Here is an 18,102-nt window from a genome sequence, read left to right on the forward strand (position 1 = left end):
TGCTGCAAAACGTCCTTGAGGGTTCCCATGACAGCAGTGATCTCCGTTTTCGTGTTGATCGACAGGGACACGCATGCAAGCGGGCCAATGCCATTCAGGGCTACACGCTAAATCGGCAGACCAAAGCGTGTCTATAAGACAATTCCGAGGTAGATGATTGTTTGCAGTCCAGCCTCGTCGGCGGCGTGGTGGACACGATGCGTGAATTGGCGGCCGGTTCGAAGCGGATGACCGACATCATTGCGGTGATCGAAGGCATCGCGTTCCAGACCAGCATCCTCGCCTTGCCAGGGCTATTGGCACTCCGTACACTCGCGCGTAATTCGCAGTCAGCGCCGTTTTCCGGCGCCGTCCACATCACGCCGACAGAGGAGAACCCCCGCCATGGCCGATTCCTATTTCCCCCGCTGGCGCGCCCAGCCGAATGCTGCTGAAGGCCGGATCGTCGGCACGGACGAGCGGCTCGCGTGGCCGCAGATGTTCGCGATGGGCGTTCAGCACGTGGTCGCGATGTTCGGCTCGACCGTGCTCGCGCCGCTGCTGATGGGTTTCGATCCAAATCTGTGCATCTTCATGTCGGGGATCGGCACGTTGCTGTTCTTCGTGCTGGTGGGCGGCCGCGTGCCGAGCTATCTCGGTTCGAGTTTCTCGTTCATCGGACTGGTGATCGCGGTGACCGGGTACGCCGGTCACGGGCCCAATATGAACATTCCGGTAGCGTTGGGCGGGATCGTCGCGTGCGGGGCGGTGTACGCGATCATCGGGCTGATCGTATCGGCGGTGGGCACCCGGTGGATCGAAACGCTGATGCCGCCGGTCGTGACTGGGGCGATCGTCTGCGTGATCGGGCTGAATCTTGCGCCGATCGCGGTGCACGGCGTGAGCGGCAGCAACTTCGATTCGTGGATGGCGCTGGTGACGGTGCTGTGTGTCGGCGCGGTGGCCGTGTTCGCGCGCGGCATGTTGCAGCGCCTCCTGATTCTGGTTGGCTTGCTGATGGCGTATGTGATTTACGCGATCGTGACGAACGGGCTCGGCATGGGTAAGCCGGTTGACTTCTCGATTGTCGCGAATGCTGCGTGGTTCGGTATGCCGCATTTCACGGCGCCTGTTTTCAACGTGCAGGCGATGACCCTGCTGGCGCCGATCGCGGTGATTCTCGTTGCTGAGAATCTTGGGCATATCAAGGCGGTGAGCGCGATGACCGGGCAGAACCTTGACCGCTATGTGGGGCGTGCTTTTCTCGGCGATGGACTCGCGACGGTCGTTTCTGGTTTTGCCGGCGGCACGGGGGTGACGACGTATGCCGAGAACATTGGCGTGATGGCCGTAACCAGGATCTATTCGACGCTGGTGTTCGTGATCGCGGCGCTCATTGCGTTGGTTCTTGGCTTTTCGCCGAAGTTCGGCGCGGTGATCCAGACAATTCCCGGGCCCGTGCTCGGCGGGGTGTCGATTGTCGTGTTTGGGTTGATTGCCGTGACCGGTGCGAGGATCTGGGTCGTCAACAGGGTTGATTTTTCCGACAATCGGAATTTGATTGTTGCGGCGGTGACGCTTGTGCTTGGAGCTGGGGATTTTTCGCTGAAGCTTGGTGGGTTTGGGTTAGGCGGTATCGGTACCGCTACCTTTGGGGCCATTATTTTGTATGCCGTTTTGCGGCGGAAGCCGGTGCAACAGCCTTCTGTTTGAGCTTTTTTCGCCTTCGCGGCGCGATCGGACGCATGCCTGCGGCGTTGGCCTTTCCTTGCTGATAAAAGAAAGGCCAACGGCCCCAGGTGTAAAGAAAAACGCGAGCCGCAAGCAGAAAAACCAATCAGCGCCTGCGGCGAAAAAAACCAATCACCGTCCTCGACTAGTCAGAGCGGTCTCCAACAAGTCGACCTCCCGCATCAATTTATTCAAAGTCTCATCATTGATTTCCTGCGTATTCCGCAGTGCCAACAGCGTCTTCCTTTCCGCTCTCATCGCGGCCAGCTTCATCCGGAATTCAAGCGCATCGGCCCGCCGCGCCAATTCGCGCGGCTCCTGTTCATCTCCAAGCGTAGCGAGCCGTCGCCGGTACAAATCCATCACCCTCGCGGTGACATCCGCCGCATACGCCGATGCGGATTCGTCAAGATCCGCACATTCGGCGTCGTGCAACTCGTCAACCGCGCGAATCGCAGCTTGCGCCGCAAGTGTCCGCGCCAGCGCCTCTTCCGCAGCATGCGGGTCCTTCCCCTTGCGCCAGCCTCGCAACAACAGCGGCAACGCAACCACCGCCACCAGCAGCGAAGTCAGGATCACGCCCGACGCGATGAAAATCGCCAGATCCCGTCCCGGCAGCGGCGTGCCGCCCGGCAATACTTCCGGCAACGACAGCACGCCCGCCAGCGTCACTGCGCCACGCACGCCCGCCACCGTCGTCACCGTCACCGTGCGTAGCCCCGGCACCGCATTCGTCATGCCGTGCTTCGCCGCGCCGCGGCTCGCGAACCAGCGCAGCAGCCATACCCAGACGAAACGCATCGCATAGAGCGCGATCGCCACCGCAGCGATGTAGCCGATCAGCAGCCACACCTGCGTGTCGCTGGTCTCGTGCGCATCGAGCAACGCCCGGCCCAGAATGTGCGGAAACTGCAGCCCCAACAGAATGAACACCATGCCGTTGAAGACGAACTCGATCATCGTCCACGTGCTGGCGGCGCGCACACGCGACGCAACCGGTCCGGCGCGCGCAATGCTCGCGTAGTTCATCATCATGCCGGCGGCGACCGCGGCCAGAATGCCCGACAGCTCGAAGCGCTCGGCAATCAGATACGCGGTGAACGGAATCAGCAGCGTCATCACTACGCCGGGCGCCGGATCGCCTTCTTCAGTGACGCTCAGAAAACGCGCCGACACGATGCTGAACAACCAGCTCACCGCGGCACCGGTCGCCAGACCGCCCACCGCGATGATCACGAAGCTGATCGACGCGTCGCGCAGCGAAAACACGCCGGTCAGCGCAGCAGCAATCGCAAACTTCAATGCGACAAGGCCCGACGCGTCGTTCATCAGCGCTTCGCCTTCGAGGATGTGCATCAGCCGCCCGGGAATCCTGCCCTTGCCGACGATACCGGCGAGCGCGACCGCGTCCGTCGGCGAGAGCACGGCGGCAAGCGCGAACGCGACCGGCAACGGAATGGAGGGCGCCAGCGCATGCACGAAATAGCCGACCACCAGCACCGTCATGAAAACCAGCCCGAGCGCGAGCATCAGGATCGCGCGGCGCGCCATGAACAATTCGCGCTTGGGGATGCGCCAACCGTCCGCGAACAGCAGCGGCGGAATGAACAGCATCATGAAGATTTCCGGATCGAAGGTGACGTGCAGGCCGAGTCTCGGCCATGCGAGCAGTGCGCCGATCGCGATCTGTACGAGCGGCAGCGGTAACGCAAACGGCAGCACCCGGGTGACGATGCCGGATGCGGCGACAGCCAGCAAGAGAATCAGTACAGTAAAGACAATTTCCATCGGTCTATTTCTGGAGATATAACGGTGCTCCCTCTGTCATCGTGGACGATGACGCCGCGTTTCAATCACGAGAAGCAAGGGAGCTACAAGGGAGCTACAAGCGAGGTCCAAGCGAGGTCCAAGCGGGTACAAGCGAGATACAAGGAAAGCGCAAGCGAACCACAAGGCCGAAGTTTAGCCTGACCACGCTCGCCGCCATCGTCAGACGGGCAACGCGCCGGCCGTACCGGCACAAGCGCCTCAAAAAAAGGCAACGCACCGTAACGGTGCGCGTCGCGCCCACACTCGACGCATGAACTCTTCTGCCGGTGCAATCTTTCATGCGAATTTCATTCGAATGCGCGGCAGCGTGCGCATGGAGCTTGCTTAAGCAATATCGATGACGCACATTTTGAGAAACGGCGCCGAGGTTGTTCGCTTTCGCGTTCGGACCGGCCCGGCTCTCGCGTGAGAGGATTGCATGACGATTGCGCAACAGGAAAGAACGGCAGCCGTGCCGCATGGCTTCGAGGTCGAGGTGACCTCGGGGCTCGAACGCTTCTCCGTGCAGCACGGCGAGCTGACATTGACCAGCGTGTTTCAACCGATCTTCAGCCTGTCGCATATGCGGGCGGTCGGTTACGAGGGCTTGCTGCGCGCACACGACGCGCTGGACCGGCCCGTGTCGCCGCTCGACGTATTCGGCGAGGCCGCGCGGCTGGGCGACGTTCTTCAAGTGGACCGGCTGGCCCAGACGCTGCATCTGGAAAACTTCAAGGTGCTCGGCGCCGAGCGGGAATGGCTGTTCCTGAATGTCCATCCCGGCGCGCTCACCGATCCGTATCACTCCGCCGCATTGCTGGCCAATCTGCGCCGGCTCGATTTGCCGCCGCGGCGCGTCGTGCTCGAAGTGCTCGAACAGCGCGCGGAAGACCTCGAACGCCTCGCCGATGCAGTGCGCCAGTTCCGCGAGCGCGGCTTCCTGATCGCGCTCGACGATTTCGGCGCGGGCCATTCGAACGTCGAGCGGATCTGGCAATTGAATCCCGATATCGTGAAGCTCGACCGCATCATGCTGTCGCATGCCGCGCACCGTCCCGATATGGCGACGATTCTGCCGGGGCTGGTCGCGCTGCTGCACGAGGCGGGCAAGCTGGTGCTGATCGAAGGCGTCGAAACGGAGCATGAAGCGCAGATGGCGCTCGCCTGCGACGCCGACTTCGTGCAGGGCTTTTTCTTCGGCCGTCCGAATCCGGGCGCGGCCGACGCGCCGCACGCGGCGGCCTGCATCGGCGAGCTCACCGATCGTTACCGGGATCAGACCGAAGCGCGCGAGCGCCGCAACACGAGCCGTCTCGCGCCGTATTTGCGCGCGTTCGAGCGCGCCGCGGAACGGCTGGCCGCCGGCGAACCGCTCGAGGAAGTGTGCTGGAATTTTCTCGCGCTCGATCACGCCGCGCGCTGTTTTCTGCTCGACGCGAAAGGCAGGCAGGCGGGCCGCAACGTCGTGCTGCGCGCCGATCGCGCGGCGCCCGAAACGCGCTTTCTGCCGCTCGCCGATGCGCAAGGGGCGAACTGGCTGCGCCGTCCGTATTTTCGTGCGGCGATCAATGCGCCGGAACGCGTGCATGTCACGCGTCCGTATCTGTCGATCAACGAGGCGCTGCCGTGCGTGACGTTATCGGTGGCGACGCGTGTCGGCGAGCAGACTTGCGTGCTGTGCGGCGATATTGACTGGGTCGACGAAGAGCGGTTCTGAAAAAAATGCCGCTTCGGGGTTCATCCCGAAGCGGCATTTTTCGATCCACGTGCGAATTGACTACTTCGCCACGACCACCGGAATCCCGCGCAACTGCCCGGCGGCTTTCACCTCTTCCAGCGATTTCTTCACCGATGCGCCCGTCGCCGCTTCGATCTGCAAGCGTGCGGCCAGATCACGCTCACCGCGCTTCACGCCCGCCAGATTCGCCAGTTTCACGTGACCGTAACCGCGCACGCGAGCGTGCAGATCGGCCAGCTTCGCGACGTCTTCGAGATTGCCCGCATCGAGCTTCGCGAAAGCGCGTTGCAGCGTCGTTTCGTAATCGCCGGCGAGTTCGCGCTCCATCTTGCGCTCGAGCGTGCGGCTGAACGGATCGAGCATCGTGCCGCGCAGGCCGCGGAATTTCGCCAGCGTGCCGAGCACCGGCCACATCCATTGACCGAAGGTCTTCTTGGTCGGATTGACGCCGGACTTCGGGCGCGCGAGCGTCGGCGGCGCGAGGTTGAACTTGATGCCGAAGTCCTTCCCGGCCACGCCTTCGAACTGGGCTTCAAGCGCTTCGCGGAACGCGCTGTCCGTATGCAGGCGCGCCACTTCGTATTCGTCCTTCACCGCCAGCAAACGGTAGAACGTCGTCGCCACGGCGCGCGTGAGGCGCTCGCTCTTTGCCTCCACCGCACCTTCCGCACGCCGTGCCGCGTCGACCAGCGCGCGATAGCGCTTCACGTAGCTCGCGCCGCCGTACGTCTGAAGACGTGCTTCGCGATGCGCGATCAGTTCGTCGAGCGTATCGACGCGTACCGGCTGCTTCGCCAGATGCCGCGCTTGCCACAGCGCTTCGAGCGCAGCCGGATCTGCGGCAGCCAGACGGCCGATGGAAAACGCCAGCTGGTTCATCTGCACGGCGACATTGTTCAACTCGATCGCGCGCATCATTGCGGCGAACGATACGGGCACCAAGCCGAGTTGCCAGGCATAACCGAGCATCAGAATGTTCGCGCCGATCGTATCGCCGAGAAAGCGCGTGGCGAGCGCTTGCGCGTCGCAAGTGGCCATGCGTTCCGGGCCTGCCGCGTGACGCATCTTGTCGAGCAATGCGTCCGCGTGCAGCGTGGCATCCGGGTTCTGCACGAAGGTCGCATTCGGAATCGCATGCGTGTTGACGACGATGCGCGTGCGCCCGTGACGCACCGTTTGCAGCGCGTCGGCACTTGCGCTGACTACCATATCGCAGGCGAGCAGCACGTCGGCCTGTTGCGTGTCGATGCGGACCTGATTGAGCCACCCGTCGCGCGCGGCGAAGCGCACGAACGACAGCACCGAGCCGCCCTTTTGCGCGAAGCCCATGAAGTCGAGCACCGATGCGCTCTTGCCTTCCAGATGCGCAGCCATGCTGATTAGCGCGCCGACCGTCACGACGCCCGTGCCGCCGACGCCGGTCACCAGAATGTCGTACGGCGCGGCATCGAGGTGCGTGGCGGGAACCGGCAACGCTTCGACGTGCGCGGCAAGCGCTTGAGGATCGAACGCGACGCCTGCGGCTTTCTTGAGCTTGCCGCCTGCGACGGTGACGAAGCTCGGGCAGAAACCGTTCACGCATGAATAGTCTTTATTGCACGACGATTGGTCGATGCGACGCTTGCGGCCCAGCGGGGTTTCAACAGGTTCGACCGACAGACAATTCGATTGCACGCCGCAATCGCCGCAGCCTTCGCAGACTTCCTCGTTGATGAACAGACGCTTGTCCGGATCGGGAAACTCGCCTTTTTTCCGGCGACGCCGTTTTTCCGCCGCACAGGTCTGGTCGTAGATCAGCACGGTTACACCGTCGGTGTCGCGCAATTCGCGCTGCACGGTGTCCATTTCGCTGCGATGGTGGAACGTCGTACCCTTCGGAAACAGATCGTGATGGCCGTCGTATTTCTCCGGCTCGTCGCTGACCACGACGAAGCGCGACACGCCTTCGGCTTCCACCTGACGCGCGATCTGCGGCACTGAGATGCTGCCGTCGACCGGCTGGCCGCCCGTCATTGCGACCGCGTCGTTATAGAGGATCTTGTACGTGATGGTGGCTTTCGCGGCCACCGCCTGGCGGATCGCGAGGATGCCCGAGTGAAAGTAGGTGCCGTCGCCGAGATTCTGGAACACGTGGCGCGTTTTCGTGAACATCGAATGCGAGGCCCAGTCGACGCCTTCGCCGCCCATCTGGATCAGCCCGGTGGTGTCGCGCTCCATCCACGACGCCATGAAGTGACAACCGATGCCCGCCTGCGCAATCGAACCTTCGGGCACTCTGGTCGAGGTGTTGTGCGGACAGCCCGAGCAGAAATACGGCGTGCGCTTCACGCTGTCCGCGGCGTTGGACAGGATTTGCGGCGCGACCAGATCGACCACGCGCTCGCGGCGATCGAGCGCCGGCTTGTGCTTCGCGAGCCAGTTCGCGAACACCGGCAGAATGCGCGAAGGCCGCAATTCACCGAGCGACGACAGCAGCAAGGTGCCGTCTTCCGCATGCTTGCCGATCACGATCGGCCGCGTGCCTTGCGTGCGGTTGTACAGATAGTCCTTGATCTGCTGTTCGATGACCGGGCCTTTCTCCTCGATCACCAGCACTTCCGAAAGCCCCGCAACGAACGCGTCGATACGCGTCATTTCCAGCGGGAACGACAAGCCCACCTTGTAGATCCGCACGCCGGCCGTTTCCAGATCGGCAACGGTCAGATCGAGCCGGCGCAGCGTTTCCATCAGGTCGAGATGCGCCTTGCCGCACGTCACGATGCCGACGTTCGCATGCGGACTCGGCGCGATCCATTTGTCGATGCTGTTCACGCGCGCGAAATGGCGCACCGCGTCGAGCTTCGCGTGCATCCGCGATTCGATCGTCAGGCTCGGCAGATCGGGCCAGCGGTTATGCAGACCGCCGGCCGGTGCTTCGAAATCCTGTGGAATCGTCCATTCGGTTTGCAGCGCGTCGAGATCCACCGTCGAACCGGATTCGACCGTTTCGGAGATCGCCTTGTAGCCGACCCAGGCACCCGAGAAGCGCGACAATGCCCAGCCGTACAGGCCGAATTCGAGCATGTCGGCGATGTTCGACGGATTCACGATCGGCATGTGCCACGCCATCATCGCGAAGTCGCTCTGATGCGGCATCGACGACGACACGCAACCGTGGTCGTCGCCCGCCACCACCAGCACGCCGCCGTGCGGCGACGAGCCGTACGCGTTGCCGTGTTTCAGCGCGTCGCCCGCGCGATCCACGCCCGGGCCCTTGCCGTACCACATCGCGAATACGCCCTCGACGGTGCGCTCCGGGTCCGCTTCCACGCGCTGCGTGCCGAGCACCGCGGTGCCGCCGAGTTCTTCGTTGATGGCGGGCAGAAAGCGGATATCGCTGGCCGTGAGCAGTTTGCCCGCCTTCCACAACTGCTGGTCGACCATGCCGAGCGGCGAGCCGCGATAGCCGCTGATGAAGCCGGCGGTGTTCATGCCGCGCGTCTTATCGAGCGCGCGCTGCATCAACGCGAGGCGCACCAGCGCCTGCGTGCCGGTCAGGAAGATCCGGCCGCGCGTCGCGGTGAGGTTGTCGGACAGCTTGTAGTCGGCGAGTGCGGGCGTGCCGTCGATGGGCAGGCGAGCGGTCATGGGTGAGTCTCCGTCGTTTTACATCCGCGCGTGTGGTGGGGACCACGTGAAGTGACGCAGCGAAAGAGACTCTATTTTTTAGCGCCGATTAGAGTAGATTTTTGCTACTTTGCCGGTTCGATGGCGAATGGGCGCGAAGGCCTGCGCGTTTTAATGAGGTATTGAGATGGATATGCCACGCGCCGGCCGGATTCGGGTCTGCCCTGGTGCGGCGGCGCGATGATCAACGCGGGTCAACGCGGCTTCCGCCATTGCTTCACCCCGGGGCTTTCGCCATGACCGCGACGGGCGCCGGGTCGAGTGGAGCGATATCGTGGAAATACGTGTAATCGATGTGACTCACCCCGTCTTCCTCGCGCATGATATCGACGAAGCGGTATTGCCAGTAGATCTGATCGCAAGTCCAAAGGTGGCGCGCCTGCATGGTCTGTGAGGTCGATTCGTCGACCCCTTCGATGGTGATCAGCAGGGACGTGTCGCGGCCTTTGAGTGTCTCGGCGGTTTCGCCGAACAGCGGACTGTTTTCGTCGATGATGTGCATCAGGCTCCAGCCCAGTTTGAACACCGGATGCTGGTCGCGCACCAGCGTCAGGTCGTAGAGCTTGCGCAGCGTATAGCCTTCGACGGTGGTTTCCTGGCGCATGATGCGCAGCCTCGCGCGCGCTTCGGCGATGACGTTCTGTCGGGCATTGGCGGCGCGCACCATCAGCGTCATGCGGCCTTCGAGCGGCCGTACGATCGCGTAGCGGGCAAACATGATCTTGGCGTGCGGGCGCGAAAAGCGCGCGAAGATCAGCCCCGTCGCCAACGCGATGCTCGACATGCCGACAAAGATTTCCAGCGTCGCGATCCAGTGCGCGTAGACGGTTTGCGGATGCATGTCGCCGTAGCCGACCGTCGCAAGCGTTTCGACGCTGAAGAAGAATGCGCCGCCGAAACCCGCCGGAAACTGATTGGCGATCGGCGTCGCGCCGAGCATGTAGAGCGCGGCGAAGGCGGTGTTGAGCAACAGGAACAGGACGGCGAGCGACACGAAAAACGTCGGCCAGCGGACTGCGAGTGCGCGGTGATAGAGATCCTGCCAGAGCGGCGTCGGCATGCCGTGCGCGATGACCACGCGATCGTCGAGGCGCATCTCGCGGCTGCCGCGCGCGCGGCGTCGTTGCGCGTGCGCTTCGGCGTTGCCGATGCCGGAAAAGCGGTCTGACGGTTCGGTTGCCATCATGTGCTCGTGGAGATGAAAACGCGCAAAGCGTAGCACGCCGATCGGCGTGCGGAAGGTGATTTCGGGCGTGCCGCGCGTGTGGCGAAAGCGGCGCCTGAGCGGAACCCGAGCGGAACCTGGACGGAACCCGAGCGGAACCCGAGCGGAACCCGAGCGGAACCTAAGCGGAACCTAAGCGGAACCTAAGCGGAACCCGAGCGGCGCACGCGCGCTGCGATTCTTGCGAGCGCCGCGACGCTTGTCTGGCTGGTACGCTCGCTTACCGCAGGGGGGCGATCTTACCGCCGGGGTGTCGACCGACGCACTCGTTCCGGCTTTACGGAAACGCGCGCGGCTTTGGAATACCTGCGCCGTGTTCTATGTCGTCGACGGCTTGCTGGTGCGCGGCGGCGACTGCTTCGGCTTCGTCCGTGTAGCCGTCGTCGCCGCCGACGGTCGCCCACGGCTTGACGGCTTTTTCACGGTGACGGATTTCGTATTCCGCGTCCCAGCGCGCGCCGTTCAGTTCGAGCGGGCGGACGTGAATCGAGTAGACGCCGTAGAGGAAGAGCTGTTCAGCCATGATCGCCTCCAGCCGGTTGGTTCAGGGATGGCGCTGTGCGACGGGCGCGGCGCCGTGCTGCCTACAGTTCGATTTCACCGAGGATCCGGTGGGCGAGGGCTTTGGCTTCCTCGAGGGCTTCGTCCGGCGTCGACGAGGTGGCTTCGACTTCGTAGACAGTGGTTTCCGGGTCGGCGCTTGCGTCGCCTTCATCGCGGGAGAGGGTGACCACGCCCTGGAATTTGTCGTTGCTGAGTTCGCGTACCGAGGCGATGGCGGTGTAGATACCCTTGGTGTAGGTGATGTCTTCCATGGTGTTGGCTCCTTCCCAAGGCGTGAGTTTTATCGTAGCACGGGGGTGGCTTTTTTGCCTTTGCCGGCGGTCGTTAGTCTGGTCGTTGGTCTGTTAGCCTGCGGCGGCATTTCTTATTTGGTTTTTGCCGCCAGAGGCAAAAAATCACAGCAGAGCCACGACTTCATCCAAAGAAGGCGCATGCGCCCCGGCATGCCTGCACGCCGCCGCGCCAGCGGCCAAAGAAAAAGCCAGATGCTCCGGCCAGGACCGCTGCGGAGCAGTCATCAAGCTGAACAGCAAGCCGCCAATAGAGGCATCCCCGGCCCCAACCGTATCGACAATCTCGACCCGAGGCGGCCGAGCCTCGACCACCATGGCGCCGTCGATCAACATCGCCGTCTCCGGCCCACGCGTCACCAGCACGGTTGCTGCCGGGTTCATCTCCCGCAATTGCGCCAGCGCGCCCGCTTCATCGGCGGACTTGAACAGCAATCGCAAATCCTCATCTGACACCTTGATCAAATCAGCCAGCGCAGCCATCTTCCGCAGCGTCGGCTCATACCCATGCTCCATCAGGTTCCGGTAATTCGGATCGAAACTGATCTTCACGCCGCGCGAGCGCAGCTCGGCGGCCAGCGCGGCAAGCGTGTCGCCAAGCGGCTGCCGCACGAGGCTAATACAGCCAAAATGCGCCCATTTCACCTGCTCCATCCAGCCGGCCGGTAAGCGCGCCGGATCGAACGCGAGATCGGCGCCGTTCTCGCCCATGAAAAAATACGCCGGCGGATGCGTCTGATGAACGATCGCCAGCAACGGCGGGCGCTCCACGCGCTGCATGAAGCGCATGTCGAGACCCGCGGCCACGCTCGCGTTCCACAGGTCGTCGGAGAAATTGTCGACGCCCAGCGAGCCGGCGCAGGCCGTCGGCAAACCGAGCCGCGCCACGCAGCGCGCGACGTTCCAGCCGGCGCCGCCGGGACGCGACAGCCATTGCGATGCGCTGGTCCGCACGAGATCGGTGAGGATGTCGCCGGCGGAAACGAAAAAGGGAAATTCGGTGTTCGCGCTCATTGTGCTCATTGTGCTCATTGTGTTCACTCCGCGGATTCAGGCGCCCCAGCCTCGCTGGAAGGCAGCGCGTGCGCCAGCACTTCGTAGCACGCGCCCATCGTGTGATAGTCGGTCTTGCCGGCCGGACTCTTTTCGTCGCTGTACTTGCGGTTGTCGCAGGTGAGGATGCGATACCACGCGCCATGCCTGTGATCGACGAAATGCGCCCAACTGTAGCGCCAGATCTCGTCGTACCAGTCCCAGAAGCGTTCGTTGCCGGTGCGCTGGCCAAGCAGTGCCGCAGTCGCAAATGTTTCAGCCTGCACCCAGAAATATTTGTCGTGATCGCAAACGGTGCCGTCCGGGCCGAAGCCGTAATAGAGGCCGCTGTGGTCTTCGTCCCATGCATGGGTCATGGCGGCGTCGAATAGCTCGACGGCGCGCGGCAGCAGCCACGGCAGCGGACGGTAGCGCTCGAGAATCAGCAGCAGCTTCGCCCACTCGGTCTGATGGCCCGGCTGGAAGCCCCACGGACGGAAAATGTTCGAGCTGTCTTCCTCGTTGTAATGCCAGTCGATCGACCAGTCCGCGTGAAAGTGCTCCCACACCAACCCCTGCGACAGCTTCGCCTGACGCAGCGTCATGTTCGACGCCACCCGTTCCGCCCGATCCAGATAGACGAGGTGGCCGGTCGCTTCGTGCGCGGCAAGCAGCGCCTCGGTCGTGTGCATGTTCGCGTTCTGGCCGCGGTACGAACTGACCTGCCATTCGGGCGTCGCTTCGTCGGCGTAGAGGCCCGCGGCGGCGTCCCAGAAGCGGCGTTCCATCAACTCGAAGGTCGCGCCGATCATCGGCTTCGCTTCTTCGATGCCGGCCATCGCCGCATGCGCATACGCGAGCAGCACGAATGCGAGGCCGTAGCAGTGGCGGGTCGCGTCGAGCGTGCGCTTGTGGCCGTCGCGCCATTCGAGTTCCCAGTCGTAGCCCTCGTGCTCAGTGTCCCAATGCGCTTCGTGCAGAAAGCGCAAACCGTGGCGCGCATACTCGAGATGCTGCGGGTCGCCGAACTGGCGATACGCCATCGCGTAGTTGAAGACGTAGCGGCAACTGCTCACCAGATGGCGCGTGGTCCTGTCATAGATCGAACCGTCGTCGCGGAAAAAATGGAAGAAGCCGCCGCTCGGGTCGAGCACGTTCGGTGCGTAGAAGCGCAGCGTGTCCTGCACATGCGAGAGCAGAAATTCGCGGCTGCGGAAGTTCTCGACGGGCGGCGGCGCTGCGGCAACGGCATTGGCCGCGCCGTTTGCTGCGGAGTGAAGCGGATCGGATTGCATCATGACGTTTTCACCAAAGTACTGGCACGGGCAATGAGATGGACGGGCAAGCAGACTTCGAGTTGGGTGGGGGCCTCTTCGAGCAGCAACTCAACGCCGCGCCGGCCGAGCGCTTCCTTGTCGACCGAAATGGTCGACAAGGGCGGCGTGGCGTGGGCGGCGGCGGGAATGTCGTCGAAGCCGATGATGGCGATGTCCTCGGGCACGCGCAGGCCGCGCGCAAGGCACGCGCGCAGCGCGGCGAGCGCGGCGGCGTCGTTATAGGCAAATACGGCGTCGGGGCGCGCGCCGGGCGCGTCGAGCAACCGGTGCATCGCGCGCGCGGCGCCGCTGTCGGGGTCGAGGCCGGCGTCGATGGTCACTTCCAGCGACGGGTCGAACAGCCGGCCCGCTTCGAAAAACGCGCGCCGGTAACCGAGCGCGCGCTGCGCGATGCTGAAGTGCGCGAGCGACCCGCCGATGAACGCGACGCGCGTGCGCTTCTGCTCGAACAGATGACGCATGGCGAGCGTGGCGCCCGTGGCATTGTCGAGATTCACCGAGCGCAAGCCGGGCGCCCACAGGTCGATCAGCACGAGCGGGCGCTGCATCGCCACCAGCGTGGTCAGCGTTTCGGGTTCGACGAAACCGGCGATCGCCACGGCGTCCGGCGAGTGCAGGCGCATCTGCTGAATCACGTCTTCGGTCGGGCCGGCTGTCAGCACGGAAGGGACGATGCCGCGTTCGCGGCATGCGTCTTCGACGCCGTGCAGCACGTGCGAAAAGAACGGGCTGACCGAGAAGTTGTTGTGCTGCCGATGCAGCAGGAAAGTGAGGCGGCGGATGCGCGGGCGCAACTGCGCGGCGTCATAGCCGAGCTGCCGCGCGGCTTCGACGACGCGCACGCGGGTGGCCTCGGAGAGGCCCGGCTGGTTCTTCAGTGCGCGGGAGACGGTGCCGATCGACACGCTGGCCGCCCGGGCGACGTCGCGGATGGTGGTGGCCATCGAATGAAGCGGCCGCAACGGGGCGGCCGCATGGTGTTTAGGTTCGGGCGATTGTATAGTAAAACCCGGCTAAAACAGCCCGGAAAACACGCGATCGATACCGGTAAATACCCGTATACACGGGGGTTTGCCCGGAATATTTTGTTTAGTAAAAATTGCTAAACAACGCTGTTTTGAGCGGCCCGGCAAAGCCTGCGAGCCTAGTCGAGAGCCGCGTGCGCGACCTCCGTCTGTCCCCGCAGCAACGCGACGCTCTCGCTTGCCTCGATCAGCACGAAACCGCTTGTTTCGTGCTTTGCGCGCCGCTTCGCCAGTGCCGCCACGGAAGCAATTTCCTCGCTGCTGTAGAACGACGGTCCGCCGTCCGACTCGACGCGCACGCAGCCGATCGCCATCGTCACGAAGCCGAAGAAGGTCGGATTGCCGCGCCGGTCCTCGCCATGGATGCCGCCGGCCAGCCGGTCGGCCGGCGCATAGAACCGCTGCGCGCCTTCGTTGAACACGTGGATCGCGCGCAGTACGCGCTCCTTCCAGTCGTCGCTCTGGAACAGGATCAGGAAATCGTCGCCGCCCACGTGGCCAAGAAAATCGCGGGTCGGGTCGCAGACGTCGGCGAGCACGGCGGCGGCGAACTTCAGCACTTCGTCGCCTTGCCAGTAGCCGTACTGATCGTTGAAGGGCTTGAAGTGATTCAGGTCGACGTAGCACGCGGAGAAGCCGGCGTCGTTGCCGAGCAGGCGGGCGATGTGCGAACTGATCGGGATATTGCCCGGCAGAAAGGTCAGCGGATTCGCGTAGCGCGCGGCTTCGATGCGCACCTCGGTCACCGCGCGCACGAGGTTTTCGCCGGTGCCGAGGCCGGCGTATTTGCCGTTGTCGGTGATGACGAAGCCGTCGGCGAGATAGCGCTGATCGTCGCTGGCGAGGAGCTGGGCCATCTGCTCGACGGTCATCGATTTCTCGATGATCACCGGCGACGCGTTCGCAAACAGCAGGCACGGGCGCTTGCCGAACAACTCCCGGTGGTACGGCAGCGCGTAGCGGTCCATGAAGCTGCGCCGGTTGATCAGCGCGACCGGTTCGCCGTGCTCGACCACTGCGACCGCGTGCAGATCGGGCAGGCGGTTGAATAGTTCGAGCACGTCGTTGTTGGTGGCCTCGCGCGGCAGCGCCGGCGCGTGCACCAGCATCTTCGCCGACGCCATGCCGCCCGACGGCGACGCGCTGCTGAGCGTGCGCGTGGTTTCGGGAAACACGGCGATGTGGCCGGCGCGCAGCGCTTCGCGGGCGTCGTCGGTGACGTTGCGGGACGGCTGCGCATTGGGCCGGCCGAAGAAATAGCCTTGTCCGCAGCCGATCCCCATGTCGCGCACCACGATCAGATCCGCCTCGTTCTCGATTCCCTCGGCGACCAGCCGTGCGCCGCTCGCGTTGGCGAAGTGCTGCATCGCGCGCACGGCTTCGAACTTGAGCGGATCGCTGGCGATGTCGTGAATGAAGAAGCGGTCGATCTTCACGACGTCCGGTTGCAGCCGCACCCACAGATTCATGCTGGCGTTCGCGGTGCCGTAATCGTCGAGCGCGAATTGCGCGCCGGCCGTGCGCAGCGCCGTGATCACCGGCAGGAAGCTGCCGACGTCGGGAATCGTGCTTTGCTCGGTCAACTCGATCACGATCCGTTGCGGATCGACGCCGCAATGGCGCAGCAGCGCCAGCATGTCGTCGCGCGCTTCGGCTAGCTGGCGGATCGCACCCGCGCTGAAATTGAGAAACAGCTTGCCCTCGCATTCCAGCTGCGTGAACGCCTTGATGCAGGTGTGCGCGGCCGCGCGTTCGAGTTCGATCGCGCAGCCCTCGGCCAGCGCCTGCGAAAACAACGCGTACGGCGTTTCGAGCGGCGTGCCGGCCGGTCCGCGGATCAGGCCTTCGTAGCCGAGAATCGCGCCGTCGTTGAAATCGATGATCGGTTGGAACACGGCCGACAGATCACGCCGGGCGATCAACTCCTCGATGCGCGGCGCGGCGGATCGGGAGGGCGAGCGAGGTTGCATGGCAGTTGGGCGTAGCGATCGACTATCGGCTTAACGGCCCGCGCGGCTTGAGATTAAGTGAACTTTTGATGAATGTTTGCACCTCGATGGGGCGTTTGGGGCTCGTGTGACGTGGCGCCGCCAGGATTTCGCCTATGCCATCCGGCCGAGGCGACACCGGCGGCTTTTACGCGTGAAATAACAAAAAAAGCCGCACGAGGCGGCTTTCTTCAAATGACGCTCAGGGAGGGCGCTTATGAATGTCCTGTTTGCATTACGCGCGTGTTCAACGGCGGGCCACGGCGGCGGCGGGCCGCTCGTGCGAGGCGGCGCGGGTTTCGGCGCTGGTGTCGCGAGCCCCCCAGCGCTGCGCGAGCGCGGCGCACACCATCAGCTGGATCTGGTGGAACAGCATCAGCGGCAAGACTACCGCGCCCACCGCATGCGAGGCGAAAATGACCTTGGCCATCGGCACCCCGGCGGCGAGGCTTTTCTTCGAGCCGCAGAAGATGATCGTGATCTGGTCGGCGCGGTTGAAACCGAGCCGCTTGCTGCCGAGTATCGTGGCGGTCAGCGCCAGCGCGAGCAGCACGACGTTGATCAGCAGCAAGCCGCCGAGGGCGGACAGCGGAATCTGATGCCACAGGCCTTCGTTGACGGCCTCGCTGAAGGCGCCGTACACCACCAGCAGAATCGAGCCCTGGTCGACGAACTTCAGCACGCCGCGATTGCGCTCGATCCATTTGCCGATCATCGGGCGCAACAACTGGCCGGCCACGAACGGCACCAGCAGCTGCAGCACGATGTTGCCTACCGTGTGCCACGGCGACGAACCGCCGCTCGCAGCCTGATTGCTGACGACGAGGCTGACGAGTGCCGGGGTGATGAAGATGCCCAGCAGGCTCGAGGCCGAGGCGCTGCAGACGGCGGCCGGCACATTGCCTTTGGCAATGGACGTGAACGCGATGGAAGATTGAACCGTCGACGGCAGCGTGCAGAGGAAGAGGATCCCCGCGTAGAGCGCCGGCGTGACAAGTGGCGAAAGGAGCGGTTTAAGCGCGAGGCCGAGCAGCGGAAACAGCGCGAACGTGCTGAGCAGTACAACCAGATGCAGCCGCCAGTGCGTCGCACCCGCAATGATCGCTTCGCGTGACAGCTTCGCGCCGTGCAGGAAAAACAGCAGGCCGACCGCGACGTTCGTCACCCAGTTGAACCCGACGGCGGCCTGCCCGCGCACCGGCAGCAAGCTGGCAAGGAGCACGGTGCCCACGAGGCACAAGGTGAAATTGTCGGGAAGCAGTTTCGGGCGAGCCATTGTCGAAATCTCGATTCGGTGATGCAGAAAGACCCAGGGACGCACGAAGGCGGCGTCGCAGGCTATGAAAAACGACTATTGTTGTTGAAAAATGATTGAAAACGCAAATTCATTTTCTGAGTCGATTAATGAGCATCATGCATTAAAGCGCTATATGACGCATTGTGCGCAACTCCATTTCAGTATTGGCGACGGCGCGCGATTGGTCCACCGCCGTTTTAACAGCGGGACGGGAAATCCAGTTGCCGTCCGTCATACGCCAAGGACGCTGCGGATGTTTCGTTAAAGCCGCGCCAGCAAGCTGTTTCAGCGCTTTCGCGCAAGGGCTCTGTCGCGGAAAAACGTCGCAGTAACAAGGTGTTACAACAGCAGTGGGGGCCTAACACTTTTTGGCTCGACACCCTTTGGCCATGCCCATAAATTACTGCTCAAAGGCCACCGG

General features: G+C 63.4%; 12 protein-coding genes and 1 pseudogene. 3 read left to right on the forward strand and 10 right to left on the reverse strand.

The features are described 5' to 3' along the window. Positions 1–167: 167 nt before the first annotated feature. Both AC3WLT_RS33560 and AC3WLT_RS33565 read left to right on the forward strand, forming a co-directional pair. Positions 168–287, forward strand: a pseudogene (locus tag AC3WLT_RS33560) (methyl-accepting chemotaxis protein); the annotation flags it as partial. Between the two features lie 97 nt (positions 288–384). After that, complete coding sequence (locus AC3WLT_RS33565; protein WP_492595914.1) at positions 385–1,692, forward strand: solute carrier family 23 protein; 1,308 nt, start codon at positions 385–387, stop codon at positions 1,690–1,692. Between the two features lie 150 nt (positions 1,693–1,842). Here AC3WLT_RS33565 and AC3WLT_RS33570 read toward each other — a convergent pair whose 3' ends face one another. Next, complete coding sequence (locus AC3WLT_RS33570; RefSeq protein ID WP_492595915.1) at positions 1,843–3,498, reverse strand: Na+/H+ antiporter; 1,656 nt, start codon at positions 3,496–3,498, stop codon at positions 1,843–1,845. A 460-nt stretch (positions 3,499–3,958) separates the two neighbouring features. Between AC3WLT_RS33570 and AC3WLT_RS33575 the strand changes: the two genes are divergently transcribed. Then, a complete protein-coding gene (locus AC3WLT_RS33575) occupies positions 3,959–5,236 on the forward strand; it encodes a sensor domain-containing phosphodiesterase (RefSeq protein ID WP_492595916.1) in 1,278 nt (425 codons plus the stop codon). 60 nt (positions 5,237–5,296) lie between these two features. On the opposite strand, the gene AC3WLT_RS33580 is transcribed toward AC3WLT_RS33575, so the two are convergent. The 9 genes from AC3WLT_RS33580 to AC3WLT_RS33620 all read right to left on the reverse strand — a co-directional run bounded on the left by AC3WLT_RS33580 (position 5,297) and on the right by AC3WLT_RS33620 (position 17,660). Beyond that, positions 5,297–8,884 (reverse strand): indolepyruvate ferredoxin oxidoreductase family protein, encoded by a 3,588-nt coding sequence (locus tag AC3WLT_RS33580; RefSeq protein ID WP_492595917.1) that lies wholly within the window; start codon positions 8,882–8,884, stop codon positions 5,297–5,299. A 256-nt stretch (positions 8,885–9,140) separates the two neighbouring features. After that, the gene (locus AC3WLT_RS33585; RefSeq protein ID WP_492595918.1) at positions 9,141–10,106 is read right to left on the reverse strand and encodes an ion channel; all 966 of its coding nucleotides are present in this window, start codon (positions 10,104–10,106) and stop codon (positions 9,141–9,143) included. 319 nt (positions 10,107–10,425) lie between these two features. Continuing rightward, positions 10,426–10,671: a hypothetical protein gene (locus AC3WLT_RS33590; RefSeq protein WP_492595919.1), complete on the reverse strand. Its 246-nt coding sequence runs from the start codon at positions 10,669–10,671 to the stop codon at positions 10,426–10,428. Positions 10,672–10,732: 61 nt separating this feature from the next. Beyond that, positions 10,733–10,963: a hypothetical protein gene (locus tag AC3WLT_RS33595; protein ID WP_492595920.1), complete on the reverse strand. Its 231-nt coding sequence runs from the start codon at positions 10,961–10,963 to the stop codon at positions 10,733–10,735. A 144-nt stretch (positions 10,964–11,107) separates the two neighbouring features. After that, positions 11,108–12,025 (reverse strand): carbohydrate kinase family protein, encoded by a 918-nt coding sequence (locus AC3WLT_RS33600; protein ID WP_492595946.1) that lies wholly within the window; start codon positions 12,023–12,025, stop codon positions 11,108–11,110. 14 nt (positions 12,026–12,039) lie between these two features. After that, positions 12,040–13,332 carry an AGE family epimerase/isomerase gene (locus tag AC3WLT_RS33605; RefSeq protein WP_492595921.1) on the reverse strand — a complete coding sequence of 431 codons (1,293 nt, stop codon included), beginning with the start codon at positions 13,330–13,332 and terminating at the stop codon, positions 12,040–12,042. Next, entirely contained in the window at positions 13,329–14,315 is a 987-nt protein-coding gene (locus tag AC3WLT_RS33610) for a LacI family DNA-binding transcriptional regulator (RefSeq protein ID WP_492595922.1), read from the reverse strand. The genes AC3WLT_RS33605 and AC3WLT_RS33610 overlap by 4 nt, the downstream gene beginning before the upstream one ends. Before the next feature lie 200 nt (positions 14,316–14,515). Then, on the reverse strand, positions 14,516–16,366 hold the full coding sequence (locus tag AC3WLT_RS33615) for a GGDEF domain-containing protein (protein ID WP_492595923.1): 1,851 nt from the start codon (positions 16,364–16,366) through the stop codon (positions 14,516–14,518). A gap of 265 nt (positions 16,367–16,631) precedes the next feature. Then, the gene (locus AC3WLT_RS33620) at positions 16,632–17,660 is read right to left on the reverse strand and encodes a bile acid:sodium symporter family protein (RefSeq protein WP_492595924.1); all 1,029 of its coding nucleotides are present in this window, start codon (positions 17,658–17,660) and stop codon (positions 16,632–16,634) included. Positions 17,661–18,102 lie beyond the last annotated feature (442 nt).

The organism is Paraburkholderia sp. FW306-2-2C-D06C (genome assembly GCF_058781505.1).

Bases quoted from the DNA above. Each gene is read 5' to 3' on its own strand.
- AC3WLT_RS33580 (WP_492595917.1), bottom strand. From the start codon at position 8,884: ATGACCGCTCGCCTGCCCATCGACGGCACGCCCGCACTCGCCGACTAC.
- AC3WLT_RS33610 (WP_492595922.1), bottom strand. From the start codon at position 14,315: ATGGCCACCACCATCCGCGACGTCGCCCGGGCGGCCAGCGTGTCGATC.
- AC3WLT_RS33620 (WP_492595924.1), bottom strand. From the start codon at position 17,660: ATGGCTCGCCCGAAACTGCTTCCCGACAATTTCACCTTGTGCCTCGTG.
- AC3WLT_RS33585 (WP_492595918.1), bottom strand. From the start codon at position 10,106: ATGGCAACCGAACCGTCAGACCGCTTTTCCGGCATCGGCAACGCCGAA.
- AC3WLT_RS33605 (WP_492595921.1), bottom strand. From the start codon at position 13,332: ATGATGCAATCCGATCCGCTTCACTCCGCAGCAAACGGCGCGGCCAAT.
- AC3WLT_RS33565 (WP_492595914.1), top strand. From the start codon at position 385: ATGGCCGATTCCTATTTCCCCCGCTGGCGCGCCCAGCCGAATGCTGCT.
- AC3WLT_RS33570 (WP_492595915.1), bottom strand. From the start codon at position 3,498: ATGGAAATTGTCTTTACTGTACTGATTCTCTTGCTGGCTGTCGCCGCA.
- AC3WLT_RS33600 (WP_492595946.1), bottom strand. From the start codon at position 12,025: ATGAGCACAATGAGCGCGAACACCGAATTTCCCTTTTTCGTTTCCGCC.
- AC3WLT_RS33590 (WP_492595919.1), bottom strand. From the start codon at position 10,671: ATGGCTGAACAGCTCTTCCTCTACGGCGTCTACTCGATTCACGTCCGC.
- AC3WLT_RS33575 (WP_492595916.1), top strand. From the start codon at position 3,959: ATGACGATTGCGCAACAGGAAAGAACGGCAGCCGTGCCGCATGGCTTC.
- AC3WLT_RS33615 (WP_492595923.1), bottom strand. From the start codon at position 16,366: ATGCAACCTCGCTCGCCCTCCCGATCCGCCGCGCCGCGCATCGAGGAG.
- AC3WLT_RS33595 (WP_492595920.1), bottom strand. From the start codon at position 10,963: ATGGAAGACATCACCTACACCAAGGGTATCTACACCGCCATCGCCTCG.